The sequence below is a fragment of the Coprococcus sp. RTP21204st1_G4_RTP21204_210225 genome (assembly GCF_040915385.1).
Classification (GTDB): Bacteria; Bacillota; Clostridia; order Lachnospirales; family Lachnospiraceae; genus Allocoprococcus; species Allocoprococcus comes.
Map to the genome: position 1 here is coordinate 136,820 of NZ_JBCPDP010000002.1, position 24,524 is coordinate 161,343.

Sequence of the window (24,524 nt, forward strand, 5' to 3'; positions counted from 1 at the left end):
TGTATATGGATTTAACAGATATGATTTCAGGGGGAACGGAAGAACAGCAGGTTCCTGAACAGAAATTGACGAAAGAAGAATATGCAGCCAAAAAACAGCAGGAAAGAGAAGAGGTATGGGCTGAAGTAGATTCACAGGCACAGGGAGTTTTTCAGGATGGAGAAAAACTGAAAGGCTTTCTGGACTTTATGGCAGAGTGTAATACCCAGAGAACACCGAATCTGCTTTTGATTTACGGACAGCATCCAGATTTTAAGGTGGTAAGGTCTTATGAACGCTGGAGAGAAGAACACCGTTCGGTCAAAGTCGGGGAACATGGCATTACTTATATGATTTCCACTGAATACGAAAAAGACGGAGAAATGCGGAGAGGGTATACGATTGGAAAAGGATTTGACATCAGTCAGATGTCTGGAAAGCCATTGGAAGAACGCCCTCAGCGAAGTCTGACAGAACTGATAGGAACTGTCTTAAAAGACCAGTCGGTACGTGTGCAGATTGAGGATGATCTGCCAGACAAAGTGCAGGCCCAGTACAATCCGAGATACCGTACCATTTATATCCGCAACGGAATGAGTGAAGTAACGACATTCCATGCACTGAACAGAGAACTGGCGTGTGCAGCACTGGACCAGCATACCGGAACCTACAGCCGACAGAAAGTCAGTGCACAGGCTTATTGTGCAGCCTATGTGATTGCGAAACGTTATGGTGTGGATGTTACCGGATTCAATCTGGAGTATATTGCACAGAGAAATGAATGTGGAAAGAAAGATCCACAGGAACTGAGAGACTTTTTAAATGATGTCCGTCAGGCTTCCTATAGTATCCGAAACCATATCGAACGGAATTTTGGTGCAAAGGAACAGGAGTATGTAACCGATGAGTTCGCAATCGGAGACCCTGTAAAAACACCGGAAACCAAGGATGAAAAAGCATCTGGAAAAGAGAAAAAAGCAAAGAACCAGCCGGAACGATAAAAGTGAAAAAGTTGGACGGTTGGAGTAGCTATTACGGAGGTCTTGTGATATGGTTGGTGTAACAAAAAAGGAGGTCAGCCAGATGACAAAATACTATTTGAAGATGGATAACATTATGAAAAATATGTTCGTGGTGGCACTGAATGATGAGCTACAGGCGCAGAGTGAGCAGGATGAATGTTTGGAAGAAACGAAAGCTCTTCTGAAAAAAGTAAGTGAATACGACCTCGCTCAGAAACGACTGCAGATTACAGCCGGGGAACAAAGGCAGATCCGTAAGGCACTGAACAGACTCAGAAGTAAATATCTTGCAGCCGGAAGATACAGTGATGGAATAGATAAAGTTATTATTCAGGTTGCAAAACCGAATACTAGCAGACACATGTTCTGGTAGAGAAAGGAGTGGTTGATTGGTCATTTATTCAAGAGAAAAAGTGGCAAGACTTAGAGAACAGTATCCGGCAGGAACAAGAATCTGTCTGAATTCGATGGATGGAGAAGCGGGTATGCCGCAGGGACTGGAAGGAACTGTGCAGTATGTGGATGATGCAGGCCAGCTTGGTGTTAAGTGGGACAACGGCAGAAGTCTCTCACTGATACCGGGAGTGGATTCCTTTCATAAGAAAGAAGGACAGGGACATCCAGAAGAAAAGCCACGCAAGAAAAGAGAATCTGACTTGCAGAGATAAGTACAAAAAAGCAGGACTGGGTTCTGTATCTTGTCTTTCTGCCATTTGTCTGGTGGGCGGCAGCGATTACCGCTTGTGCCATTACACCGGATAAGAATTTTATTCAAATCTTAGAAACGCTGAGCGAAAAACTCGAACAGCCGTTTTTTATCACGTATACACCGTATACGTTCAAATGTATTCTGATATTCACAGCAGCCTATTTCTTAGGCATTGGTATTTATGAATCCCAAAAAAGAAATTATAGAAGAGGCGTGGAACATGGTTCCGCAAAATGGGGCAACGTGTCCGAAATCTGCAGACGTTACTGCGAAAAGCAGTACACGAATAATCTGCTTCTGACACAGCATTTCCGCATGGGACTGGATGGATATAAGCATAAACGAAATTTAAATGTGCTGGTAGTCGGAGGTTCCGGGGCAGGAAAGAGCCGGACCTATGCGATTCCGAACATCATGCAGTGCAACTGCTCGATGGTGATCACAGATCCGAAAGCGGGTGCGAGACGTTCCAGTCTGAAAAGGACTGGCACATCTCAACTGAATCATTGTTTATTGTAATGAAATTAGTTCGAGTTGGAGAACTGAATGCGTGAATAGTCGAATGAAGGGGTAACGCCCTGAAAGGCTACTCTAATACTCCGGCTGGCATGGAAATGAGTAAACATTGAAATGTCAGAAGCCCGGTGAAGTCGGCAGAGAGATACCGTAACAATAGTAGTTGACGAAAGCTGTCTAGAGGTGGATGGTGTATCCTATATGCCGGGAGTCTATAAAATACCTATGGTTAGAATGGTGGATGTTAAATAATCCACTGACGAACCCTCGAATGTACGGGTCTATATCGGGACTAAGTAGAAATGCTTAGTAACACAACTAGTGTTGCTACTGCGGGTGAGTAAGACTTCTGCCTTTATGAAAATCCGTGCAATGTTACAGGCATTGATGTGGTAGCAGGCTCAGAGATGGGAACCTACGGGTATATATGAACAGATAACGCATTCGGAACGTCGTAAGCTGACAGCGTGGAGATTTTACTGTCTATGAAACGTATCGAACGGGAAAATCATCGTGAGATTAGCGATGATATAAGGGAGATAATGTCAGTGAAAGCGGTGGCATAGTACCGATGAAACCGTGATAACAAGCGGTGGAGGGATAGCCACTAGTCATACATTAGAGTAAATAAGTCACAAATGGTATGGGTTCGAGTAAGACTAAGAGATGTAATAACTCCCAGATAGGAGGTTACAGACCATACAAAAGAAAGCTAAGCTCCGGTACAACGAATATTACGATATGCAGAAAGCATTCGATGAGTTGTATCAGCAGAGCAAAAATGGTAACAACTTTTATAAGTTATTAGAAATTATCGGTTCAGAGCAGAATATTTGCCTGGCATACCGAAACCTAAAAACCAATAGCGGAAGTAAAACCGCTGGTACAGATGGTAAAACAATCGAGGATATCAAAGGTCTATCGGACAGGGAAGTAATTGAAACTGTCAGAAAACAATTAGCAGATTATCATCCGCAATCAGTCAGGAGGGTCTTTATTCCTAAGCCCGGAAGCGATAAAAAGCGTCCGTTAGGGATTCCATGTATCTGGGATAGACTGATACAACAGTGTATCTTACAGGTGTTAGAGCCGATTTGTGAACCTAAGTTTCATAATCACTCCTATGGATTCCGGCAAAATAGAGATGCCCACCATGCGGTCAGCAGAGTTGTAAGCATGGTAAATATGTATAAACATTATTATTGTGTGGATGTGGACATCAAGGGCTTCTTTGATAATGTAAACCACGGGAAGCTGCTAAAACAGATATGGACATTAGGTATACGAGATAAACGATTGCTATGTATCATTAGCAAAATATTAAAATCAGAAATTGAAGGAGAAGGAATACCGGACAAGGGTACACCGCAAGGTGGGCTGATTAGTCCGCTACTTTCGCTCATTGTGCTGAATGAACTTGATTGGTGGGTAAGTAGCCAGTGGGAGACTTTTACACCAAATGGAGTGAAGAAAGGCAACATGAAAGGAAGTAAGGGCTGGTTGAGTTATGCACGAAAATATACAAATCTAAAAGATGGGTATGTAGTGCGTTACGCTGATGATTTTAAAATTATGTGCAGAAATTATACGGATGCACAAAGATATTATCATGCGACAATAGACTTTTTAAAGTCAAGATTAAAACTCGACATTAGTCCGGAGAAGTCCAAAGTTGTTAATCTCCGAAAGAACTCTTCTGATTTTCTTGGATTCAAAATTAAAGTCCTGCCAAAAGGCAAGACCAGATATGGATACATTGCTAAAACTGATATGAGCGATAAAGCCATCAAAAAGGTTACTGCTGAATTAAAGGCAAAAGTGATTAATATAAGGAAACACACAACTGTTGGTAGAATCAATGCCTATAACATGGCAGTGATAGGGATACAGAATTATTACTGTATTGCTACCAACATATATAACAATCTAACGGATGTTAATTACGCTCTCTTACCAACCTTTAGAACCAGATTATCATGTATTGGAAGTACAATTCCGTTTGCGGAAACGCCCTATGAATTTCAACAGAAAACTGTAGGAATCAAGAAAGAAACCAAAATTATAACAGTAGGCAAAATGCCACTACTGCCACTTACAGGAGTCCATCACAAACATCCTATAAATTTCTCACAAGATATTACCAGCTATACAGCAAAAGGAAGAGAAAAGATTCATAAATCTGTCCAATGTGTAAAAACACAGGAATTACGAAATGTGATGAAGTATAGGAATCCTAATGAAAGCATTGAATTTAATGATAATAGTATTTCTGCATACCTCGTGCAACAGGGGAATTGCTATGTCATGGGAAATAGGCTGAATGTACATCAAATGAAATGTATAAGGAAAATTCCAGTAGGTGAAGGTGGTACAGATAAGCATACCAATATCGCATTTATTTCAGAGGAAATATGGCGAGCTGTTATGACAGAGGATATTTCAGAAACTATCAAAATAATGAAGAAATTCAATATGGACGATAAGCAAAGAAGGAGATTCAACCGATTGCGTGAAAATTATGGATTACTACCAATTAAGAAAAGATAACTTATAAATTTACTTGAGTATGATGGCACGCCGTATGATGCGAAAGCATCATGTACGGTGTAGAGCGGGGGAAAAGGTGGAGATTACTTCAAAGCCTTACCTATCGCTATAACTTCTGCGCAAAACAGGAGGTGTTCTGGAACGGAATGGATATGAAGTCCGGGTTTTTGATTTGATCAATCCGGAGACTTCCTGGTGTTATAATCCGTTTGCGTATGTCCGGGATGACAAGGATGTGCTGAAACTAATTAACAACCTGATCCGCAACACGACACCGAAAGGTGCACAAAGCTCGGACCCGTTCTGGGAAAAGTCAGAGACTGCACTTTTACAGGCACTTATGCTGTATTTACTGCATGAAGCTCCACCGGAAGAACAGAACTTCCCGATGATTATGGAAATGCTTGGAAGCGCACAGGTCAAAGAAGATGATGAGGATTACCAGTCACCATTGGACATTTTGTTTGAAAGACTGGAAATGCGGGACCCAGAGAGTATTGCGGTCAAGCAGTATGCCATTTATAAGCAGGCGGCCGGTGTAGTAAGTTTGAAGAGACTTCTTAATCAATCAAATTTAAAGAGTTGGAGCTCCAAAATGATTAAAAAGTCTCTTGAGGCTTATTTTTTTACCTTAAAGAACAAAATTGTATTTTGTAAAAAACAATTTCAAAACATGTCCGTATTTTGTTTCGTCAGTACAGAGATTGTGTAAGGAACTTTAAAAAGATGACACGAAATCAAAAAAGATGCAGTAAGGGGGCTGTAAAAAGACCTCTGAGCATTTCGTTTAGTGTAAGAATCTTTTTTACTTCTTACACGAACCTTGAAAACGAAACAGCCTGCCCGTAGTGATACCAGAACTGAATAGGCATTCAGCGTGTCTTTTTTGGTTAATACGTCCCGGAAACATCAGAACCCGGTACAGGAACGGATATGGGATGAGAACAGGCAATTAATAAACAAAGGAAGGAGGACATCTGACTATGACAGAGAAACAGGGATTCATGACAGCGTTGTATGAACGTCTTAGTCGTGATGATGAATTAAACGGGGAATCCAACAGTATTTCAAACCAGAAGAAACTGCTGGAACAATATGCAAAAGAACATGGATTTACCAATCTTGTTCATTTTACTGATGATGGTATCTCCGGTACAAGATTTGATCGCCCAGGCTTTCTTGCCATGATGAAAGAAGTAGAGTCGGGGAAAGTCGGAACGATTCTGATTAAAGATATGAGCCGAATGGGAAGAGATTATCTGAAAGTCGGACAATATATGGAATTGCTGCGACAGAAGAATGTCCGCCTGATTGCAGTCAACGAGAATGTAGACAGCTTCCGGGAGGACGATGATTTTACTCCATTCCGAAATATCATGAATGAATGGTATGCAAGGGATACCAGTAAAAAGATAAAATCCACTTTCAAGGCGAAAGGAAAATCCGGCAAGCATGTGGCAAGTACAACACCATATGGGTATCTGAAAGACAAGGATGACCCGAATGTATGGATTGTTGATGAAGAAGCAGCTGTAGTTGTACGGAGAATCTTTCACATGACAATGGATGGGTACGGACCATATCAGATTGCCAAGGCACTGAAAGAGGATAAGGTTGAGATACCAGCGGTTCATATGGCAAAGAAAGATGCCGGATTATGGAAAGGCAGAGTAGAAGAAATCAAAGATCCTTATGGCTGGGGCTCTTCTACTGTTGCAGGCATTCTGAAGAAAAGAGAGTATCTTGGTCATACAGTGAACTTCAAGACCAGAAAACATTTCAAGGATAAGAAAAGCCATTACGTATCTGAAGATAATTGGACGGTGTTTGAGAACACGCAGGAAGCCATTATAGATCAGGAAACTTTTGACAATGTACAGAGAATCCGAAGCAATGTGAGAAGATATCCAGATGGATGGGGAGAAGCCCACCCCTTGACAGGTCTGATGTATTGTGCAGACTGTGGTTCCAAAATGTATGTCCATCGAGTAAATAATGGCAAGCGAGTACCACAATATACTTGTTCTGCATATTCTAAAGTTCCGGTTGGAACACTCTGCCAGACACAGCACAGAATTAATGCTGATGTGGTTATGGAGCTGATTAAGGAACTTTTAAAGGCTGTTGCGGAGTATTCACAGTTGAATCGTGAAGAATTTTTGGAGACAGTAAAAAAGGCACAGACTTCACAGCAGTCCAGTGAGATCACAAGATTGAAAAGCAGATTGGCAGAGGCAAAAAAGCGTGTGCAGGAACTGGAAAAACTGATCTGCAGAATTTATGAGGACAATATTCTTGGCAAGCTGCCAGATGAACGCTATGCGATTCTTGATGGACAGTATTCTAAAGAACAGAAAGATTTGTCGGCAGAAATTGCAGATATGGAAGCTGAATTATCAGGCTATGAAGAAGGTCGCAGATCAGCGGAGAAGTTTATTGCTCTGGTTGATAAATACCAAAATTTTGAGGAATTGACCACTTACATGCTGAATGAATTTGTAGAAAAGATTGTGGTGCATGAGCGTGACCGGAAAGGAAGCGTTGAGACGACACAGGAAGTGGAAATCTATTTTAACTTCATCGGCAGATATTTACCGCCACATTTCGGTGAGGTGAAAATGACACCGGAAGAAATTGAAGAAATGGAAAAACGGGAAGCCAGAAAAGACAGGCTTCACCAGAATTACCTGAGAAGAAAAGCAAATGGAAAGCAGCAGGAATACTATGAACGGACAAAGGCAAAAAAGAAAGCCGAACTGGATGCAAAAAAAGAAGAGATCCGGCAGGAAGATATTGCAAAAGGTGTGTTCATTCCGCTATCACTGCTTCCCCCAGCAGAACCGAAGAAAGGAGTTGCATCAGCATGAGCAAATTAGAAAGAATCATTCACGATAACAGTAATGGTCTGGATTATATCCTTGTCGGGGAAATCTATCTGCCACTGATCGCAGTACCCGAAGAGAAAAGAGAGATTGGTTTTTATGGAAGTCTTCACAGAAACTATCTGAAAGATTACAAGAGTGGCTTGTATTCCTATCTGACATTGAGTGGTAAGCTCTGGACGTATCTCGCAGATCTGAATGAGCAGTGTTTGGAACGCAGGGATTTCCTCATGGAACAGATTATGGAGCAGGAAGGCATTACGGAAGAATTGAAAAGCAGAGATCAGATGGAATGGGTTCGCCGGGCAAACAATGCAAGAAGCCGGGTAGATGAAATTATTTTAAATGAACTGGTGTATGTGTAGGAGGGACTTATGAGATACTGGATTGAATATGCAGACGGAAGATGTTGTAATTTTGCAAACAGCAGAAAAGATTTACTGGACTGGCTGAAACTTTTGAAAGATGAAAAAATCGTTGATATCCGAAAGATTTACAAAAGCGGTGTGACAGATTCTGTGATAGACAGCTATCGTAGTTATCTGAAACAGTGAAAGGGGTGGACAGTCATGGTTGTTGTAAGAATTATTGTGAAAATCGTATTACTGCCAGTGCGTATATGCCTGACAATGATACAACTGGTGGTTATGTTCTTCACATGGCTGTCGGCAACGGTATTTCATATCCTGTCGGGGATCATCTGCATTACAGCAGTTTTAGGGTATGGATTCGGACAGGAGACAGGCACAGAAGCGGTCAGGATGCTTGTGGCAGGTTTTATACTTTATATCCTGCTGTGCTTTCTGGCTGGGCAGTGGTGTGGCTGGAAACAATCAAAATCAGATTGATGAAGTAGACCACTGGAGAAAGGAATAGGATTCTTAAATGAAGATTACAAAAGAGATTGAAGAATTTATCAACCTGACCATAACGGAGCATATGGGAAAAGAGTATGCAGACTGGAAACTGAGCCAGCCGTCTGTGACAGAACCAGATGAAGTTGAGGAAGAATATAAAAAAGTGATTGCCACACTTCCACAGAAACAGGAAGAGGCCATTACAAAATATTGCGACCAGATATTTAACAGTGGAGCAGAGACAGAAGAATTTTTCTACCGGTTGGGACTGAGGGACGGAATGAAACTTAGGAAGAATGTTAAAATGGTTCTGAAGCAATTATCAGAATGATACATACAGGAATTATCTGAAAAGTGAATGAGTAAAGGAAAGGGCATTAACCGTAAAAAGTTAGTGCCCTTTGTTTTACCCATTTTTATATTTTCACAAAATCCGATGCAGAGGATTTTTGAAAAACAGACGGAACGGAGATCCTGCTGAAGGGACAGCGGCAGGAGTTACGTTTTGTCTGCTGGGAGTACAGAGGGCTGGAAGTCCTTTGTGCCCAGATTGCAAAGAGCGGCAGCATCTTGCTGGGGTTAAGGGGCAAAGCCCTTAGCAGGTTAAGGGCGGCAGCCATTGCCCAGTGATATGGCGTTTCGCCATATGGTACTGGGTACTGTCTGTAACGGGGACAGAGACTTTTGGAAGCTTCGCTGCAATCCCCTCCGGGGAAACAACTTGAAAAAAGGAGAGATGTGAATTGAAAGGCACAAGGCATAACGGCAGATCTGGGAAAGACGGTGTTTACAATCCGCTTCACAATGACCGGAGATTTGACCCGGAACACAGTGAGCATATTGACAATGAACGTGTCCGTCAGAATATTTACTGGGACTGCTATCAGGGATATACCACAATGGCAGACCGGGGAAAAGAGGATAATTTTTCTTTTAACCAGATTGAGATGGCATACTATGTGGATCATTACAGCGATTATGTGATTAACCAGAATAAACGTCATGAGAAAGCAAGACACCCCGACAGATGTAAAGGGGTGGAAGATGTTCTGAAAAATAAAAAGACCTGTCCGGAAGAAAGTATCTATCAGCTTGGGACGATAGATGAACACGCTTCTGTGGAAACGCTGGTTTTGGTTTTTGATGAATTCAAGAAAGAGTTCGATGAGCGGTTTGGTTCTAATGTGCATATCATTGACTGGTCACTGCACATGGACGAAGCGACTCCGCATATTCATGAGCGTCATGTATTCGATGCTACGAACCGGTATGGGGAGATTGAACCGAAACAGGAAGCGGCACTGGAAGAACTTGGCTTTGAACTTCCGAATCCGGAAAAGAAAAGATCAAAGACAAATAACCGTAAGGTTGTTTTTGATTCTGCCTGCCGGACAATGTTCCTGGATATCTGTAAACGTCATGGACTGGAAATTGACGAAGAACCGTCCTATGGAGGAAGGCAGTATCTGGAGAAACAGGACTATATCCGAATGAAGCAGAAAGAAGAGATTGCGGTTCAGCAGGAAATGCTCAATCAGCAGAGGGATAAGGTCAATGCGAATCATCTGGAACTTGCAAGGCAGTCAAACCATGTCAGGGCAAATGAAAAGGTTATCCAGTCACAGAAAGAAAAAATAGAACAGCAGGAAAAAGAATTTAAAGAAAATTTCATTTCCAATTCTGACCGGATTCTAAGTCAGGGCGAGCTGATTGAAGAACAGAGAGAGGAACTGCAACAGCTTACCCTCCGTATTGAAGATGTGGAAACCTTGCTTGACGAAGTATCCAGTGAAGCCTATGACAAGGCTGTGGATAAAGTCGCAGAGGAAACAATGCGGGCTACCAGAAAAGATGACATTCGTCTTGCGGAAGATTCTAAGAGATGGATTCAGAGTCCGGAACGTAAGGCATCACGAAAAGAAAAGGAATATGCGATAAACAGGCTGGACGGTCTGATTAAAAAAATCGAATATGCGATGGAAAAAGCTGTTGTGAGGGTTGTCCGTCAGTTAAAACAGCCAGAGAAGAAAAAAGCCGTTGTAGAAGAAATCAAAAAAGAAGTGAAGCCGTCAATCAGAGAAAAACTTGCATTGAACGTAGCAAAGATTCAAAGAGAAGAGGCAGAGAGAAAACAACTGAATAAAGGAAGATCACATTCCAGTGATCTGGAACTATAAGGGCATTTTGTTGATTCCGTAAGGACAGGACAAAGTGCTTTTTTGTTTTTTGTGAAAACTTGCTTCCCAGATTTGGGAAGCAGATTTAAGAAAGAGAGGAAACGAATTGGGATTATTTGATGAAGTAAAACAGAATGTGACCGTCCGGCAGGCTGCGGAGAGGTATGGGTTAAAGCCCAACAGGAGCGGACTGATCCGCTGCATTTTCCATAATGACAAATCACCCAGCATGAAAGTTGACCGGAGATATTATTGTTTCGGGTGTGGCTGTACAGGAGATGCCATTGATTTTACGGCACAACTGTTTGACATTGGATTGAAAGATGCAGCCATGAAGCTGGCAGATGATTTTGGGATTCCTTATTCCGGCAGGGACAGGGGATCACCGCAGAACAGGAGAAGCGTTTCAGCAAAAAAGCCAGAGCCGACACCAGAAGAACTTTGGCAGAAAAAACATCTGAGATGCCTGAGAGCCTATCTGGATTATCTGAGCCTGCTTCTGGAATGGAAAGAACAGTATGCACCAAAAACACGGACAGAAGAATGGCATGAAAAGTTTATGACTGCTCTCAGGGAGTTGTCAGTTGTTGAGTATTATCTGGATATCCTGCTCTTTGGGGACAGGGCAGATAAGGAAGCACTTGTAAAAGAAAAATGGAAGGAGGTGGAGCGGATTGAGCAATGCGAAAGAGAAGATAAAGGAGATCGCCACAAAAGAACAGAAAGATGCCATGAAAGAAATGTTCCGGATGGTAGATAAAAGCAAAGTCGATGAAGTGAAACAGATGCTGGAATATACACAGAAAGGAACTGCGAAAGCAACGGTTGGAAATTATATGGTTGTGCTGAGAAATGATCCGCTTGTGCGTGAGAGTATGAAATACAACAAGCTGACAGGCAGGATTGATATTGTAAAAAAACTCTGGTGGAATGAGGAAGTCTGCAAGCTGGATGATGATGGCAGGACTTATTTCTACTATTTCTTTGAACGCTATTACAAACTCACAAGTGAAAAATGTATGGATAAGGCACTTCGCATAGAAGCCAACAGCCGGGCATACCACCCGATCTGTGAGTATCTGGAACAACTGGAGTGGGACGGGCAGGAGAGAATCCGTTATGTTCTGCAACGGTATATGGGGGCAGATGCTTCGGATTTTGTCTATGAGGTTGTGAAGCACTTCCTGATGGAAGCATTAAGCAGAATCTACCGCCCCGGTTGTAAAGCAGATGAAATGCTTTGTCTGGTAGGTCAGCAGGGAGCCGGAAAATCCACATTTTTCCGTTTTCTTGCATTGAACGATGACTGGTTTTCTGATGATCTGAAGCAGTTGAATGACAGTAAGATATACGAGCATCTCCGGGGACACTGGATTATGGAAATGTCGGAGATGATTGCTGCAATCAGTGCAAAGAGCAATGAGGAAATCAAGTCATTCCTGACCAGACAGAAAGACACTTACCGGAACCCTTATGATAAATATGAGGAAGACCGGAAGCGTCAGTGTATCTTTGCAGGTTCAACGAACACAAGGCAGTTCATTCCTTTTGACCGTACCGGGGCAAGACGGTTCCTGCCGATTGCTATAGACAGCAGTAAGGCAGAGAAGCATATCCTCGATGATGAAAAAGAAGCCAGATCCTATTTTGACCAGTTGTGGGCAGAAGTAATGGAAATCTACTGGTCAACGGAGAATAAGAGCAGCCTGTTGAAGTTCTCAAAGGAAATGGAGCAGGAGATCAGTGAATACCGAAAACAGTTCACACAGGAAGATACGATGGCAGGAATGATACAAGGCTGGCTGGACGCTTATAAAGGTAGTCATGTATGTTCCGTCCAGATCTGGAAAGAAGCCTTTGACCATTTTGACCGGGAGCCGAAAAAATTCGAGACAAATGAGATCTGTTCCATTATGGATACGCAGATCACTGGCTGGAAGAGAGCCGGAGTCCACAGATTTTCAAAGGAAGGATATGGCAGACAGAGAAGCTGGATCAGGGAAGGAGCAGAAGAAGAGGGTGGCAACGAACCGGATAAAGATGGATTTACAAAGCTGACGAAAGCAGAACAGTTGGAGCTGCCATTTGATCTGCCCGACAGAGAGAAAGGCTGATTTTGATGCCGAAAGGCTACTGATTACCCGGAAATTTACTGCTTGTTGACATTTTTGTTGACACCAAAATCCTTTGTATTTACCGGTGTTTCAGCTACTTTTTAACAGGTGTCAACAAGAACATTCAAAAAACTTTTCAATAGTATTTTGGAAAACAGAAATAACTACCCGAAAAAAGTTTCAAACCCTATGTTGACACTTGCGTTGTCAGCGTGCCGATAAACTCCCGGCAGGGACAGAAGCAAACCTCTCTCTGTCGGGCACAGGAAAGAAAGGAAATAGATGATTATGGAAAAAATGATGAATAAAAAAACAGAGGGAAACACATTTACAAAGAAAATCGGGCAGACAGTATATGTTGTCCGCTATCATTTCAATGAAGATGCAAAGGAAACCATGCAAGAAAAGATTAACCGGATGCTGGTTACAGAAGCAAGCCGAAAGGCAATGCAATAGATGGGGGCAGAGACAATTGGAATTGAGATATGTTTGAAAATGTGATATGATTTGAGCAACAAATTAGAAGTTATAAAGGAGAAACACTATGGGATTATTTGGTAAAAGCAAAAAAGAGCGAGAAAAAGAGTATATGAACAGATTAGATGTTCCATTATGTTTAAAAGAAGACTTTGAATTGATTATTGATGATGTATTTACAATTATGGGGGGTGGAACAGTTGTCACAGGAAACATATCAACAGGAATGTGTAGAGAAGGAGAAAATGCGTGTGTTTATAAAACAAATGGAGGTGTATTAGAGACTATAATTACTAACATCGATATACATACAAAAGAACGAAAATCAAATGGTTGTGGATATAAAACAGAACATGTTGGACTTGGGTTAAGAGGAGTTTCTAAGGAACAATTAGAAAAAGGAGATAGAGTGATTGTAAAGAATGCCAATATGTATGGAATGTAATTACAAATTCAAGTTTGCAGAATCAAGAAAACTGGAATTTGAGGTGATGAAACTATGACAGAAATACAAATTGCATGGTTAGAATTGATGACAGTTGGAGGTCTTGGTGTAATATTGGTTTTACTAGGAGTTACTTTCAATATCATTGTAAAAAGACAGAATCAATTGTGTACAAAGCAGACAGACGGTATTGTTAAACAATATGGGTTTCCGGGAAATGGAAGGGTGTATCCAATCGTGGAGTACTTTGTGAATGGAACTTGTTATAAAACAAAGAAAATATTTTGTGGAATTAAAACAACGCAAATATCTGGAGTACCCGTACCGGTGAAATCAGAAGTCTATGAAGATGAAAAAGGCTGGCTACATGTAAAAACTGGATCCATTGCAAATTTGCGTCAACTTGCAGAGCAGTTGTGGCCTATCAACAGTAAGATGACAGTTTATTATAATCCAAACAATCCTAAAAAGTGCTATGTTGATAGACCAATTTCAAAAAGTTTTACTTCCATGATGTTTATCATAATGGGAATAGTAACGATACTCTTGAGTGTATTGGTATTCTTTTTGATGCAGCTATAAATTACAAAAGATAATTGGTAATCAGACAAAATTCAAGTTTGTAGAATTATAAAGGAATAATATTATTTTAAATGAGCTGTTCGGATTAAATGCGTTGCCCTCTAACGGGTCAAGGATGAACCATGATACAATCAAACTTGAGTATGGTATTAAACATCAAAATATTCGTAATTTCCTTTTAGTTAAGAAACAAATATAGTAAGAGCAAAATATCGCTCTTTTTTCATTCAAAAATAAGTTATACTAGAAACAGAGGTGATATCCATGATTAACAATAAAGAGAAAAAAATGATTCAAAGATATTGTATATATCCAAAGATTGCAGTGGTTGCACTCATCTTTTCATTTGTACAATGTGCATTAATAGTACCATTAGAGATGATAGATGATTTAGTATTCCAAAACAAAGGTTTTCAGCCTACAGGGATGTTTACTGCATTAGGATTTGTCATTATATATGTTATTATATTCTGTTTCTGTGCACTTGCCCCTAAGTTTGGAATGAACGGTAAGAAATGGAAATCTCTTATAGGTAGATTAAATGTGAAACAGTCAGAAACAGATTATTCTAAAGAGGTATCTGCTGCTTTGGCGTCACAAGCTGTTGGTCGATTCCTTAAAGAAAGTGATAATGATACTGCAAAGAATATAGGAAGTGCTATGCAGGTGGCTGGTGCAGTAAGTACAGTCTCTACATCTATAGATATGTTATCTGAAGCAGGAAGTAATGCCGAGAACATGGCACATGCTTATAGAATCCCTATTCCTGATATAAAAAAACAACTCATTGCCTTTGCAGTTATCCCAATACTTATTGTAGTCGGTACTTATATACCTCAATATATAAAAGGAAAGCAGGCAATGGATCAAAGAATTGCAGCTTCTGCAAAACAAGTAGAAATAGTAAAAAAGGCATTAGAACCTGTATGTGTAAGAGTACATGCAGACAATCCAAATGAATCACGTAGTAGATCAAGTTATACTGTTATGGGATATTTAAGAGATTCAGGTGCTACTGATTGTTATGTTCATGTTCAAGTCAATAATAGTGGTACTATCATCAATATCTCATATGTAGAAGGTGTGGATATTAATAAGAGTTTAGAAGAGAATTTAATGCAGACAGAAAAAGATTTTGCGACATTACAAAAGTCTTTTGAGAATTTAAATGTATCCGTATCTAATCCTGAGATATTATCTTATCAGGCTATTCCACAACAATTTAAAGATGAATTTCTAAATGGGACATTTTATAAGAGTTTCCGTTTCTATGATCAGGATGCGCCTATCAGTTTGTCTTGTTCATTTGATACAGAGACAGAAGATCAGTTTGATGAATATACAAGACCTAAAATTCATTTCTTCTTAGGATCAAAATAGACACCTTATGAATAATAAATTTGATGAACAAAATGATACAGTCAAATTTCAGTTGTTAAACTTATTAATATTTTATCACAGGCACACCTGAAATTCTATTTAAATTCATTTGCTTTGAGGATGCAGAATGATTTAAATATCCCAACATAGGCATACTTCTTATTGGACACGGAATCTTTCTTGTAAGAAAATTGGCAGTTGTATATAATAGTTACAGACCACAGAAAAAGTGGAATAAGCAGAGGAAAATGGATGATTATGAATTACGAAGGTATTTTAGAGTTTAAAGGAACATGGAGAAGGTATCAGGCAAGGGTTTTGGAACACGCAGACAGGTACATGGCAGATGGAAAAATACATATTGTAGCGGCACCCGGATCCGGGAAAACGACATTGGGAATTGAACTGATCCGCAGGATGAACGGAAAAGCACTGATTTTGGCACCATCCATTACGATCCGGGAGCAGTGGATCGCAAGGATTGAGGAAGCTTTTTTATGTGAGGGCATACAGGGGGAAGATTATCTTTCACAGAATTTAAAACAGCCAAAGGCGATCACGGTTGCAACCTATCAGGCATTACACAGTGCCATGACAAGATTTCAGGGAATACAGGAAGATGCAGGTGAGGATAGTGGCACAGGCACAGACGAGTGCCCGGCGAAAACAGAGACAAAGGAAGTAGATTACAGCGGTTTTGATCTGGTTGGGACGATGAAAGAGGCTGGGATCGAAGTACTCTGTCTGGATGAATGCCACCACTTGCGAAGTGAATGGTGGAAAGCATTAGAAGAATTCAAAAAACAGGTGAATAACCTTAAAATCATCGCTTTGACAGCAACACCACCATATGATTCCACACCGGCTATGTGGACGCGGTACATGAATATGTGTGGAGAGATCGATGAAGAGATTACGATACCGGAGCTCGTAAAAGAGGGAAGCCTCTGTCCGCATCAGGATTATGTTTACTTCAACTATCCAACAAAAGAAGAAGAGAAGGAAGTCAGACGTTTTGAAGAACGCAGTAAAGCAATGACAGAAAAAATCATGCGGGATACTCAGTTCCTTACGTACGTAAGAAGCCATAAGGGGTTCAGTGGACAGCTCTCAGATGATCTGCTTCTGGATAATCCGGCATATCTGGCATCACTGTTGATTTATTTACAGAGCAAAAATATTGCAATTCCGTCCAGATTACAGAGGCTTTTGGGGGCAAAAAAATTACCGGACATGAATGTGCAATGGATGGAGCGTCTGTTACAGGGATTCTTGTATGATGATGTGGATTCATACCTGTGTGACAAGACATATCGTGAATTGCTAATTGCTGATTTAAAATCCGACGGTCTGATAGAAAAGAAAAAAGTCGTCATGACGAAAAGTGCGGCAGTGGAAAAAATGCTCACAAATTCCCTTGGAAAATGTAACAGCATCCGTGATATTGTGTTCCATGAATATGAGGCATCCGGTCAGGATTTGAGGCTGCTTGTTTTGACAGATTACATCCGGAAAGAATATGAAAAAGCAATTGGAAATACAGAATATGATGTTAACTCACTTGGAGTGCTTCCGTTTTTTGAGATGCTCCGTCGTGACAATGAAAAGAAAAACGAACAAATCCGTTTTGGGGTGCTTTGTGGAACGATTGTGATCATTCCGGCAGAGGCAAGAGAAGCATTAGAGCAGGCGATCGGAATGAGCGGAAAAGTTACATTCAGCAGGATCGGAAATCTTTCTGAAACAGATTATCTTAAAGTGACAGCGGTTGGAAATGCACATTTTCTCACAGGGGCGGTAACAGATATTTTCTCAAAAGGCTATATGCAGGTGCTGATCGGTACAAAATCGCTGTTAGGGGAAGGATGGGATTCTCCTTGTATCAATTCCCTGATCCTTGCAAGCTTTGTAGGCTCATTTATGTTAAGCAACCAGATGAGAGGGCGTGCCATCCGTGTGATGAAAGAACATCCGGAAAAAACAAGTAACATCTGGCATTTAGTCTGTTTAAGACCGTGGAACGAAGTGCTAAAGGCAGATGACAATCAGATCAGTGAAGATTACAGTATGCTGGAGCGAAGGATGGAACATTTTCTCGGTCTGCATTATACAGAAAATACGATTGAAAATGGAATGAAACGGTTGTCAGTTATTAAAACGCCATTTAATAAAACGAATATTGACAGGATTAACAGACAAATGCTGAAAATGTCGGGGCAGCGCGATACGTTAAAAGAACGTTGGAACAGTGCACTTGCAGTCTATGACAAAATGGATATTGTGGATGAGACAGAAGTAAAAGACAAATTTGTCACAAGTGTTGTTTTCTGGGATGCGATTCTTACAATGATCCTGTCAGGAATTCTGTGTCTGATCGGGGCAATTGGGGCAGGTATTGTTGCTGCAGCGTCCCAAAATGGTATCCTGGCCGGAACCTGTTACTTCTTCATTGCTGCCGGACTGGCTGGAATTATGATACGTTTCCCGAAAATTTTCATGTTGGGAAGTCCGCTAAAAAGATTAAAGGCATTTGGAAATGGAATCCGCAAAGCATTAGAGGAGCAACAGCTTCTGGAAGAAACACACTGTAAAGTTGAGACAGAATCAAACGGACCGGATAACCATATTATTTATCTGTCCGGTGGAAGCGGCAGGGATAAAGCGTTGTTCGCACAGTGTGTCAATGAATTTTTTGATGTGATCGACAACCAGCGTTACATACTTGTGAAAAAGAAGGGACACAAAGGACTGAATGGTTTCTATGCCATTCCAAATTGTTTTTCGAAAAAGAAGGAGGATGCGGAACGTTTTGCAAAATGCATGCATCCGTATATCGGAAATTATGACTGTGTGTATACAAGAAATGAAAAAGGAAGGGAACTTCTGTTAGAAGGCAGGGTGAAGGCACTTGCCAATCGGGAGGAGCGGTGCATTTCCCACAAAAAAGTAAAAGGGGCGTTAGAGTAGAAAACATATTGACAACGAAATATAAAAAATTTGTAGAATTCAAAATTTAATATGAAATGTGAGATAGAGCGTATGGAAATAAACTATACGTTCTATTTTTTTGCCTTTTTGAGAAAAATGATTAAAAAACTATTGACATTTTGTTACTGGAAAGACCGCAAAGTCTATTTTGATATCGGTTGGTGTCCGTCTGGCAGCGTTCAATCTGAAACAAATCGCCAACCTGACCTGTACGGACGAACTGGACTTATACAGTATTGGGGAGAAAAAAGTAGCACTGTTTTGCTGTATTCCGGATGCAGACACCAGCATGAATTATCTGGTCGGCATGATTTACAGTAATCTGTTTCAGACACTGTATTATGTGGCAGATCGGAAGTACGGAGGAAGGCTTCCGATTCCGGTACACTGCATTATGGATGAATGGCCAAACGTAGCCTTGCCGGATGATTTTGACAAGATTCTGGCAACCATGCGTTCCAGAGGGATTTCCTGCAGTATCATCATCCAGAACATTGCACAGATGAAAGCCTTATTTAAAGACTCGTATGAGAGTCTGATCGGCAACTGCGATGAATTTTTATATCTGGGTGGAAATGAAAAAGAAGGACATAAGTATGTCTCGGAATTATTGGGAAAAGAGACATTGGATACCAATACCTACGGACAGACAAAAGGGCGTAGCGGCAGCTATTCGGTGAATTATCAGCAGACAGGAAGGGAACTTTTAACACCGGATGAAATACGGCTTTTAGATAACCGCAAAGCGATTTTGTTTATTCGTGGGGAGCGTCCGATCATGGACGATAAATATGATTTAAAAAAGCATGTGAATTTCAGATACACAGAGGACGGTGGTGCATCGCCTTATGATTATGCGAAAACACCACTGGCTCACGACGACCTAAAGATTGACATTAACAGATTAGACGATTACGAACTGCTGTCTACCGAGGACATCCTTGGTGAATAGCAGTTTTTTGATGGATTGGAGTGATGTGTATTGAAGAAACTTCTCACAGGAGAAAAAAATAGAACAAAAAAGAATACAACTGAAAAAATGATAACCCCGATGCCGATGGGGAGAAAACAGAAAAAGTGGATGAGCCTTTATATGGCACTGGTACTGACCGTAACGGTTGGAGCAACGACCGCATTCGCAGCCGGAGATCCGTTGTCCGTTATCAATAACCTGTCTACCTTTATTTTTTCTCTGATTCGTGCGATCGGTTTGATTTTGCTTGGATTTGGTGTTGTGCAGGTTGGTCTGTCTTTAAAAAGCCATGATCCAAGCCAGAGGGCAAATGGATTTCTGACACTGGCCGGAGGGGTAATTATTACGTTCGCCAAAGAAATCCTCGATTTGATTATGGCGTAAGCCTCTTTGAAAAAATATATCAGGAAACAGCAGGAGTGCCGGAAGGTACTCCTGTATTCAAAAATATGTTTAAGGAGGTGAGAGTTTTTGAGTGATAACTGGATTGTACAGAATCTAAACTCAGCACTATCCACATGGAGTGAAAAGATGGCAGAACTGTGGACTCTGCTGACCGAAAATCCGGCAACTTTTAAGGGCGGCGGCATCTGGCGGATTATGGTAAATATTAATGATGCACTGACAGCCATTGCTTATGGATTACTGGTATTATTTTTCGCAGCCGGAATCATTAAAACGTGTGGCAGTTTTACAGATCTGAAAAAGCCGGAACATGTGCTAAAAGCATTTATCCGGTTTGCACTTGCTCAGGGAGCAATTACATACGGGATGGAACTTATGCAGGCACTGTTTTCCATTGTGCAGGGAATCGTGACAACCGTAATGAGTGGCTCCAGTATGGCAGGAAGCGTGACGGAACTGCCAACGGAGATTGTAGATAAGATTGAGAGCGTGGGAATGCTGGAATCCATTCCGTTGTGGATTGTTACACTGCTTGGCAGTCTGCTGATCACTGTATTGTCATTTGTAATGATCCTGACAGTGTATGGCAGAATGTTCAAAATCTATATGTATACGGCAATCGCCCCGATTCCGATTTCCTCATTTGCAGGAGAACCCACGCAGTCCATTGGAAAGAACTTTATCCGTTCTTATGTAGGCGTATGTCTGGAAGGGGCAATTATTGCACTGGCATGTATTATCTTTTCTGCTTATGCAGCAAGCCCTCCGGCTGTCGGAGATACGGAGTTGAGTGCAGTTACAATCGTGTGGAACTATGTCGGAGAACTGGTATTTAATTTACTGGTGCTGGTTGGAGCAATTAAGGCATCTGACCGTATTGTCAGAGAAATGATGGGACTTGGAGGTTAAAAATATGGATATAAAGAAAACATTAAGATATAACTGGGAATTTGGACGTGAGACAGTAGCAATACGAGTGAGCTCTTATCGGAACAATGGAAATTTATATGTAGGACTCTGCCATAAGGAAGGGAGAGAATGGGAAGATTTTGGAGATGTAACCATTAATCTGCCCTATCAGTTCTTAGAGCCAAATGAGGCTTTTATAACAGGAGATTTTACCAAGGATATGCTTCATTTTATCAAGGAACATAAACTAGGAAAAGTGTTGAATGAAACAGGAAGATCAGGATATGCAACCTATCAGAAGGTAGCGTTTGATCTAGCAAGACTTGCGGAATTTGATCCGGAAGGCGTTGCAGAACACTGTAGATTTGCCGGGATAGAAGTACCGAAAGAAAAACCACAGAAAACGAAGAAACAAAGCAGAGGAAAGGAGCGATAAGTTATGGAAGTCAAGATGAATAAAGAAATCCGGGACTATCAGGAATCCATGTTTATGGGACTGGACCTGAGACAATGTGTGTGTTCTGTTCTTGCGATTCTTACAGCAATCGGAATTTACTTTGGAATGCGTGAAATTACCGGACAGGAAATAACCGGATGGCTGTGTGTGCTTGGTGCTACTCCATTTGCTGCCTGTGGCTTTTTCAAATATCATGGTATGACAGCCGAACAGTTTTTATGGGCAGTGATCAAATCCGAATTGCTGTATCCGAAGAAACTGGTGTTTCAGTCGGAAGATATCCACTACTCCTGCATGCAGGAGACCATCTCGCTGGGAGAAAAGAATCAAAAGGATGGAGCGGAAATCATAAAAGAGCGGGAGCAAAGAGCAGAAGCAAAACAGAGAAAGAAACGCAAGGGAAGGAGTGATGCCTTTGATTAAAACCTTAAGTCAGGCACTTCGGATGGATAAGGAACGCTTCAAAGTTCCGAAATCAGTCCAACAGGCAATTCCCATCCAGCGAATCTGGCCGGATGGAATTTTTCAACAGGGAACGAAATTCTCAAAAACATATCGTTTTACAGATATCAACTATTATATTGCGAGTAAGGACAATAAGACAGAAATGTTTCTGGATTATTCCGAACTCTTAAATTCACTGGATTCCGGCATTTCTGCCAAAATTACCATCAATAACCGGAGAATCAATAAAGAAGAATTTGAAAAATCAATCCTGCTTCCAATGAAGGAAGATGGACTGGACCACTATCGGGAAGAATACAACGAAATGCTCCTGTCTAAGATTACAGGAACAAACAACAGCATCTATCAGGAACGGTATCTGACTGTCAGTGTACATAAAAGATCGATTGACGATGCAAGAACCTATTTTGCACGTATCGGAACAGACATCGTAACACATCTGGCAAAGTTATCGTCCACAGCAGAAGGACTGGACGCAGAGAGCCGGCTCCAGATTTTCAGGGACTTCTTCAAGGGAGATGTCCCACAGGCATTTCCGTTTGATCTGAAACAATTTGCCAAGAAGGGAACAAGTTTCAAGGACTGGATGTGTCCGGATTCTATGGAATTTGAACGTGACCATTTTAAAATCGGTGACAGGTACGGAAGAGTCCTGTATATGCAGGATTATGCAAGTTATGTTAAAGATGACATGATTTCAGAACTGTGTGACTTCAGCCGGAATCTGATATTGTCGATTGATATCCTGCCAGTCCCTACGGATGAAGCGGTAAGGGAAATCCAGAACCGACTGCTTGGTGTGGAAACCAACGTGACCAACTGGCAGAGAAGGCAGAACGCTAATAATAACTTCTCGGCAATCGTACCATACGATATGGAACTTCAGAGAAAAGAAACCAAGGAAATGCTCGATGATCTGACAACCAGAGACCAGCGTATGATGTTCGGAATTTTGACAATGGTACATCTGGCAGACAGTAAAAAACAGTTGGATTCCGATACGGAATTATTATTGTCGATAGCAAGAAAGCATCTGTGCCAGATGGCAACATTAAAGTGGCAGCAAGTGGACGGACTCAATACAGTGCTTCCTTACGGACTGCGAAAGATCAATGCCCTGCGTACATTGACAACGGAATCAACGGCTGTTTTAATCCCGTTCCATACACAGGAAATCCTGCAGCCGGGCGGTATCTATTATGGGCAGAATGCAGTCAGCAAGAACCTTCTGGTAGCCGACCGGAAGAAACTGATGAATGGAAACAGTTTCCGGTTGGGCGTCAGTGGATCAGGAAAGAGCTTTTCGGCAAAAGAAGAGATTGTGCATCTGGCATTGAGTACCGATGACGATATCCTGATTCTTGATCCGGAGTCCGAATTCACAAAATTAGTAGAGGCTCTGGGTGGACAGGTTGTAAAAGTATCTGCGACATCAGACAATCACCTGAATGCAATGGATATGGACGCAGCCTACGGCAATGAAAAGAATCCACTGATTGAAAAATCGGAGTTTATTCTGTCTGTATTTGAACAGTTGGTTGGAGCAGGAAACCTGTCAGCAAAAGAAAAGTCAATCCTGGACCGCTGTGCTGCAGATGTGTACCGGGATTATATCCGAAGTGGTTATACCGGAGAAGTTCCGACATTGAAAGATATGTACCGACAGTTGATGTTACAGCCGGAAGAAGAGGCAAGGGGACTTGCACTGTCATCCGAACTTTTTATCAATGGAAGCCTGAACACCTTTGCACAGCCGACCAATGTGAATAAGAAGAACAGGATCATGGATTATGATATCCGGGAACTGGGGGAACAGCTTATGCCACTGGGAATGCTGGTTACCTTAGACAGTATTTTCAACAGGGTAATTCAGAACTGGAAAGAAGGAAAAACGACATGGATATTTGCCGATGAGTTCTATCTGTTATTCCGCTATGAATACAGTGCAAATTTCTTCTACCGACTGTACAAGAGAATCAGAAAATACAATGGATTCGTGACAGGTTTAACCCAAAATGTTGAGGAACTTCTGAAATCGGACACTGCAAGACTGATGTTGGCAAACAGTGAGTTTTTGATTCTTTTGAATCAGGCAAGTACAGACAGGGAAGAATTGGCAGCTCTTTTGAATATTTCCGAAAACCAACTGTCCTATATTACAAATGTATCGGTTGGCAGTGGCCTAATCCGTTGCTCTGGGAATATCGTACCATTTGAGAATACGTTCCCAAAGAATACAGACCTTTATAAACTAATGACAACAAAACCGGGAGAATCATAATGAAGAAAAAAGAAGAAGTAACGATAACTTTTTATGCTGCAGAGTGCGGTGAGTTCCATGATTTAGGAGAATATACAAAATGCAGAACGCTGGAAGAGGCATATAAAAAGTACCAGAAATATTGTAGAACATCTGCCAATATGTGTCCGGCTATTGAGTTTTCTATTCATGATCCAGAATCAATTTATTCAGACATGGAATATCCATTACCGTTGTCATCAAAAGACAGGGGAGACTTGGAACTTGTGCCATATTACAACGAACATCCACTGGTAAATGAGGCAATCAGACAGGTGGAGCAGTTGCAGAAACAGCAGGAAAAAAAGAAACATCGGGATGTTGCCCGATGAGATAAGAGA

General features: G+C 41.3%; 25 protein-coding genes and 1 pseudogene. All 26 read left to right on the top strand.

Annotated features, from left to right (window positions below; genetic code table 11):
• The first annotated feature begins 5 nt into the window (after window positions 1–5).
• The 26 genes and pseudogenes from AB5213_RS02365 to AB5213_RS02490 all read left to right on the top strand — a co-directional run bounded on the left by AB5213_RS02365 (window position 6) and on the right by AB5213_RS02490 (window position 24,515).
• Window positions 6–980 carry an ArdC family protein gene (locus tag AB5213_RS02365; RefSeq protein WP_044927355.1) on the top strand — a complete coding sequence of 325 codons (975 nt, stop codon included), beginning with the start codon at window positions 6–8 and terminating at the stop codon, window positions 978–980.
• An 82-nt stretch (window positions 981–1,062) separates the two neighbouring features.
• On the top strand, window positions 1,063–1,374 hold the full coding sequence (locus tag AB5213_RS02370; protein WP_044927369.1) for a hypothetical protein: 312 nt from the start codon (window positions 1,063–1,065) through the stop codon (window positions 1,372–1,374).
• Window positions 1,375–1,390: 16 nt separating this feature from the next.
• Window positions 1,391–1,669 (top strand): DUF4314 domain-containing protein, encoded by a 279-nt coding sequence (locus tag AB5213_RS02375; RefSeq protein ID WP_024852684.1) that lies wholly within the window; start codon window positions 1,391–1,393, stop codon window positions 1,667–1,669.
• A gap of 254 nt (window positions 1,670–1,923) precedes the next feature.
• On the top strand, window positions 1,924–2,229 hold the full coding sequence (locus AB5213_RS02380) for a type IV secretory system conjugative DNA transfer family protein (protein WP_330379476.1): 306 nt from the start codon (window positions 1,924–1,926) through the stop codon (window positions 2,227–2,229).
• Between the two features lie 696 nt (window positions 2,230–2,925).
• Complete coding sequence (gene ltrA / locus AB5213_RS02385) at window positions 2,926–4,773, top strand: group II intron reverse transcriptase/maturase (RefSeq protein ID WP_038269351.1); 1,848 nt, start codon at window positions 2,926–2,928, stop codon at window positions 4,771–4,773.
• Window positions 4,774–4,888: 115 nt separating this feature from the next.
• Window positions 4,889–5,485, top strand: a complete 597-nt coding sequence (locus AB5213_RS02390; RefSeq protein ID WP_368276327.1) for a type IV secretory system conjugative DNA transfer family protein — start codon at window positions 4,889–4,891, stop codon at window positions 5,483–5,485.
• 271 nt (window positions 5,486–5,756) lie between these two features.
• Window positions 5,757–7,640, top strand: coding sequence for a recombinase family protein (locus AB5213_RS02395; protein WP_021738891.1), 1,884 nt, complete (start codon window positions 5,757–5,759; stop codon window positions 7,638–7,640).
• Window positions 7,637–8,020, top strand: coding sequence for a TnpV protein (locus tag AB5213_RS02400; protein WP_021738890.1), 384 nt, complete (start codon window positions 7,637–7,639; stop codon window positions 8,018–8,020). The genes AB5213_RS02395 and AB5213_RS02400 overlap by 4 nt, the downstream gene beginning before the upstream one ends.
• Window positions 8,021–8,029: 9 nt before the next feature.
• Entirely contained in the window at window positions 8,030–8,209 is a 180-nt protein-coding gene (locus AB5213_RS02405) for a hypothetical protein (RefSeq protein ID WP_021738889.1), read from the top strand.
• 15 nt (window positions 8,210–8,224) lie between these two features.
• Window positions 8,225–8,503 carry a hypothetical protein gene (locus tag AB5213_RS02410; RefSeq protein ID WP_044963260.1) on the top strand — a complete coding sequence of 93 codons (279 nt, stop codon included), beginning with the start codon at window positions 8,225–8,227 and terminating at the stop codon, window positions 8,501–8,503.
• 37 nt (window positions 8,504–8,540) lie between these two features.
• Window positions 8,541–8,843, top strand: coding sequence for a hypothetical protein (locus tag AB5213_RS02415; protein WP_021738887.1), 303 nt, complete (start codon window positions 8,541–8,543; stop codon window positions 8,841–8,843).
• Window positions 8,844–9,255: 412 nt separating this feature from the next.
• The gene (locus AB5213_RS02420; protein ID WP_021738885.1) at window positions 9,256–10,689 is read left to right on the top strand and encodes a hypothetical protein; all 1,434 of its coding nucleotides are present in this window, start codon (window positions 9,256–9,258) and stop codon (window positions 10,687–10,689) included.
• 106 nt (window positions 10,690–10,795) lie between these two features.
• Window positions 10,796–11,449 carry a CHC2 zinc finger domain-containing protein gene (locus tag AB5213_RS02425; RefSeq protein ID WP_021738884.1) on the top strand — a complete coding sequence of 218 codons (654 nt, stop codon included), beginning with the start codon at window positions 10,796–10,798 and terminating at the stop codon, window positions 11,447–11,449.
• Window positions 11,430–12,803 (top strand): virulence-associated E family protein, encoded by a 1,374-nt coding sequence (locus AB5213_RS02430; protein ID WP_044963267.1) that lies wholly within the window; start codon window positions 11,430–11,432, stop codon window positions 12,801–12,803. The genes AB5213_RS02425 and AB5213_RS02430 overlap by 20 nt, the downstream gene beginning before the upstream one ends.
• 288 nt (window positions 12,804–13,091) lie before the next feature.
• Window positions 13,092–13,259, top strand: coding sequence for a transposon-encoded TnpW family protein (locus tag AB5213_RS02435; protein ID WP_081695227.1), 168 nt, complete (start codon window positions 13,092–13,094; stop codon window positions 13,257–13,259).
• Between the two features lie 88 nt (window positions 13,260–13,347).
• The gene (locus AB5213_RS02440; protein WP_021738881.1) at window positions 13,348–13,725 is read left to right on the top strand and encodes a translation elongation factor Tu domain protein; all 378 of its coding nucleotides are present in this window, start codon (window positions 13,348–13,350) and stop codon (window positions 13,723–13,725) included.
• A 54-nt stretch (window positions 13,726–13,779) separates the two neighbouring features.
• Window positions 13,780–14,307 (top strand): hypothetical protein, encoded by a 528-nt coding sequence (locus AB5213_RS02445; RefSeq protein WP_021738880.1) that lies wholly within the window; start codon window positions 13,780–13,782, stop codon window positions 14,305–14,307.
• Window positions 14,308–14,571: 264 nt separating this feature from the next.
• Entirely contained in the window at window positions 14,572–15,687 is a 1,116-nt protein-coding gene (locus AB5213_RS02450) for a hypothetical protein (RefSeq protein ID WP_021738879.1), read from the top strand.
• A gap of 258 nt (window positions 15,688–15,945) precedes the next feature.
• Window positions 15,946–18,654 carry a DEAD/DEAH box helicase family protein gene (locus AB5213_RS02455; RefSeq protein ID WP_044963264.1) on the top strand — a complete coding sequence of 903 codons (2,709 nt, stop codon included), beginning with the start codon at window positions 15,946–15,948 and terminating at the stop codon, window positions 18,652–18,654.
• A 124-nt stretch (window positions 18,655–18,778) separates the two neighbouring features.
• Window positions 18,779–19,525: pseudogene (locus AB5213_RS02460) on the top strand (VirD4-like conjugal transfer protein, CD1115 family); the annotation flags it as partial.
• 189 nt (window positions 19,526–19,714) lie between these two features.
• Entirely contained in the window at window positions 19,715–20,032 is a 318-nt protein-coding gene (locus AB5213_RS02465; RefSeq protein WP_044927371.1) for a glutamyl-tRNA amidotransferase, read from the top strand.
• Window positions 20,033–20,119: 87 nt separating this feature from the next.
• Complete coding sequence (locus tag AB5213_RS02470) at window positions 20,120–20,962, top strand: hypothetical protein (protein WP_172590441.1); 843 nt, start codon at window positions 20,120–20,122, stop codon at window positions 20,960–20,962.
• 4 nt (window positions 20,963–20,966) lie between these two features.
• Window positions 20,967–21,398, top strand: coding sequence for a DUF4313 domain-containing protein (locus tag AB5213_RS02475; RefSeq protein WP_007884639.1), 432 nt, complete (start codon window positions 20,967–20,969; stop codon window positions 21,396–21,398).
• A gap of 3 nt (window positions 21,399–21,401) precedes the next feature.
• The gene (locus tag AB5213_RS02480; protein ID WP_007884640.1) at window positions 21,402–21,842 is read left to right on the top strand and encodes a PrgI family protein; all 441 of its coding nucleotides are present in this window, start codon (window positions 21,402–21,404) and stop codon (window positions 21,840–21,842) included.
• Window positions 21,829–24,165 carry a VirB4-like conjugal transfer ATPase, CD1110 family gene (locus AB5213_RS02485; RefSeq protein ID WP_007884641.1) on the top strand — a complete coding sequence of 779 codons (2,337 nt, stop codon included), beginning with the start codon at window positions 21,829–21,831 and terminating at the stop codon, window positions 24,163–24,165. Before AB5213_RS02480 ends, AB5213_RS02485 begins: the two co-directional genes overlap by 14 nt.
• Complete coding sequence (locus AB5213_RS02490) at window positions 24,165–24,515, top strand: hypothetical protein (protein WP_006426970.1); 351 nt, start codon at window positions 24,165–24,167, stop codon at window positions 24,513–24,515. The genes AB5213_RS02485 and AB5213_RS02490 overlap by 1 nt, the downstream gene beginning before the upstream one ends.
• Window positions 24,516–24,524: the final 9 nt, after the last annotated feature.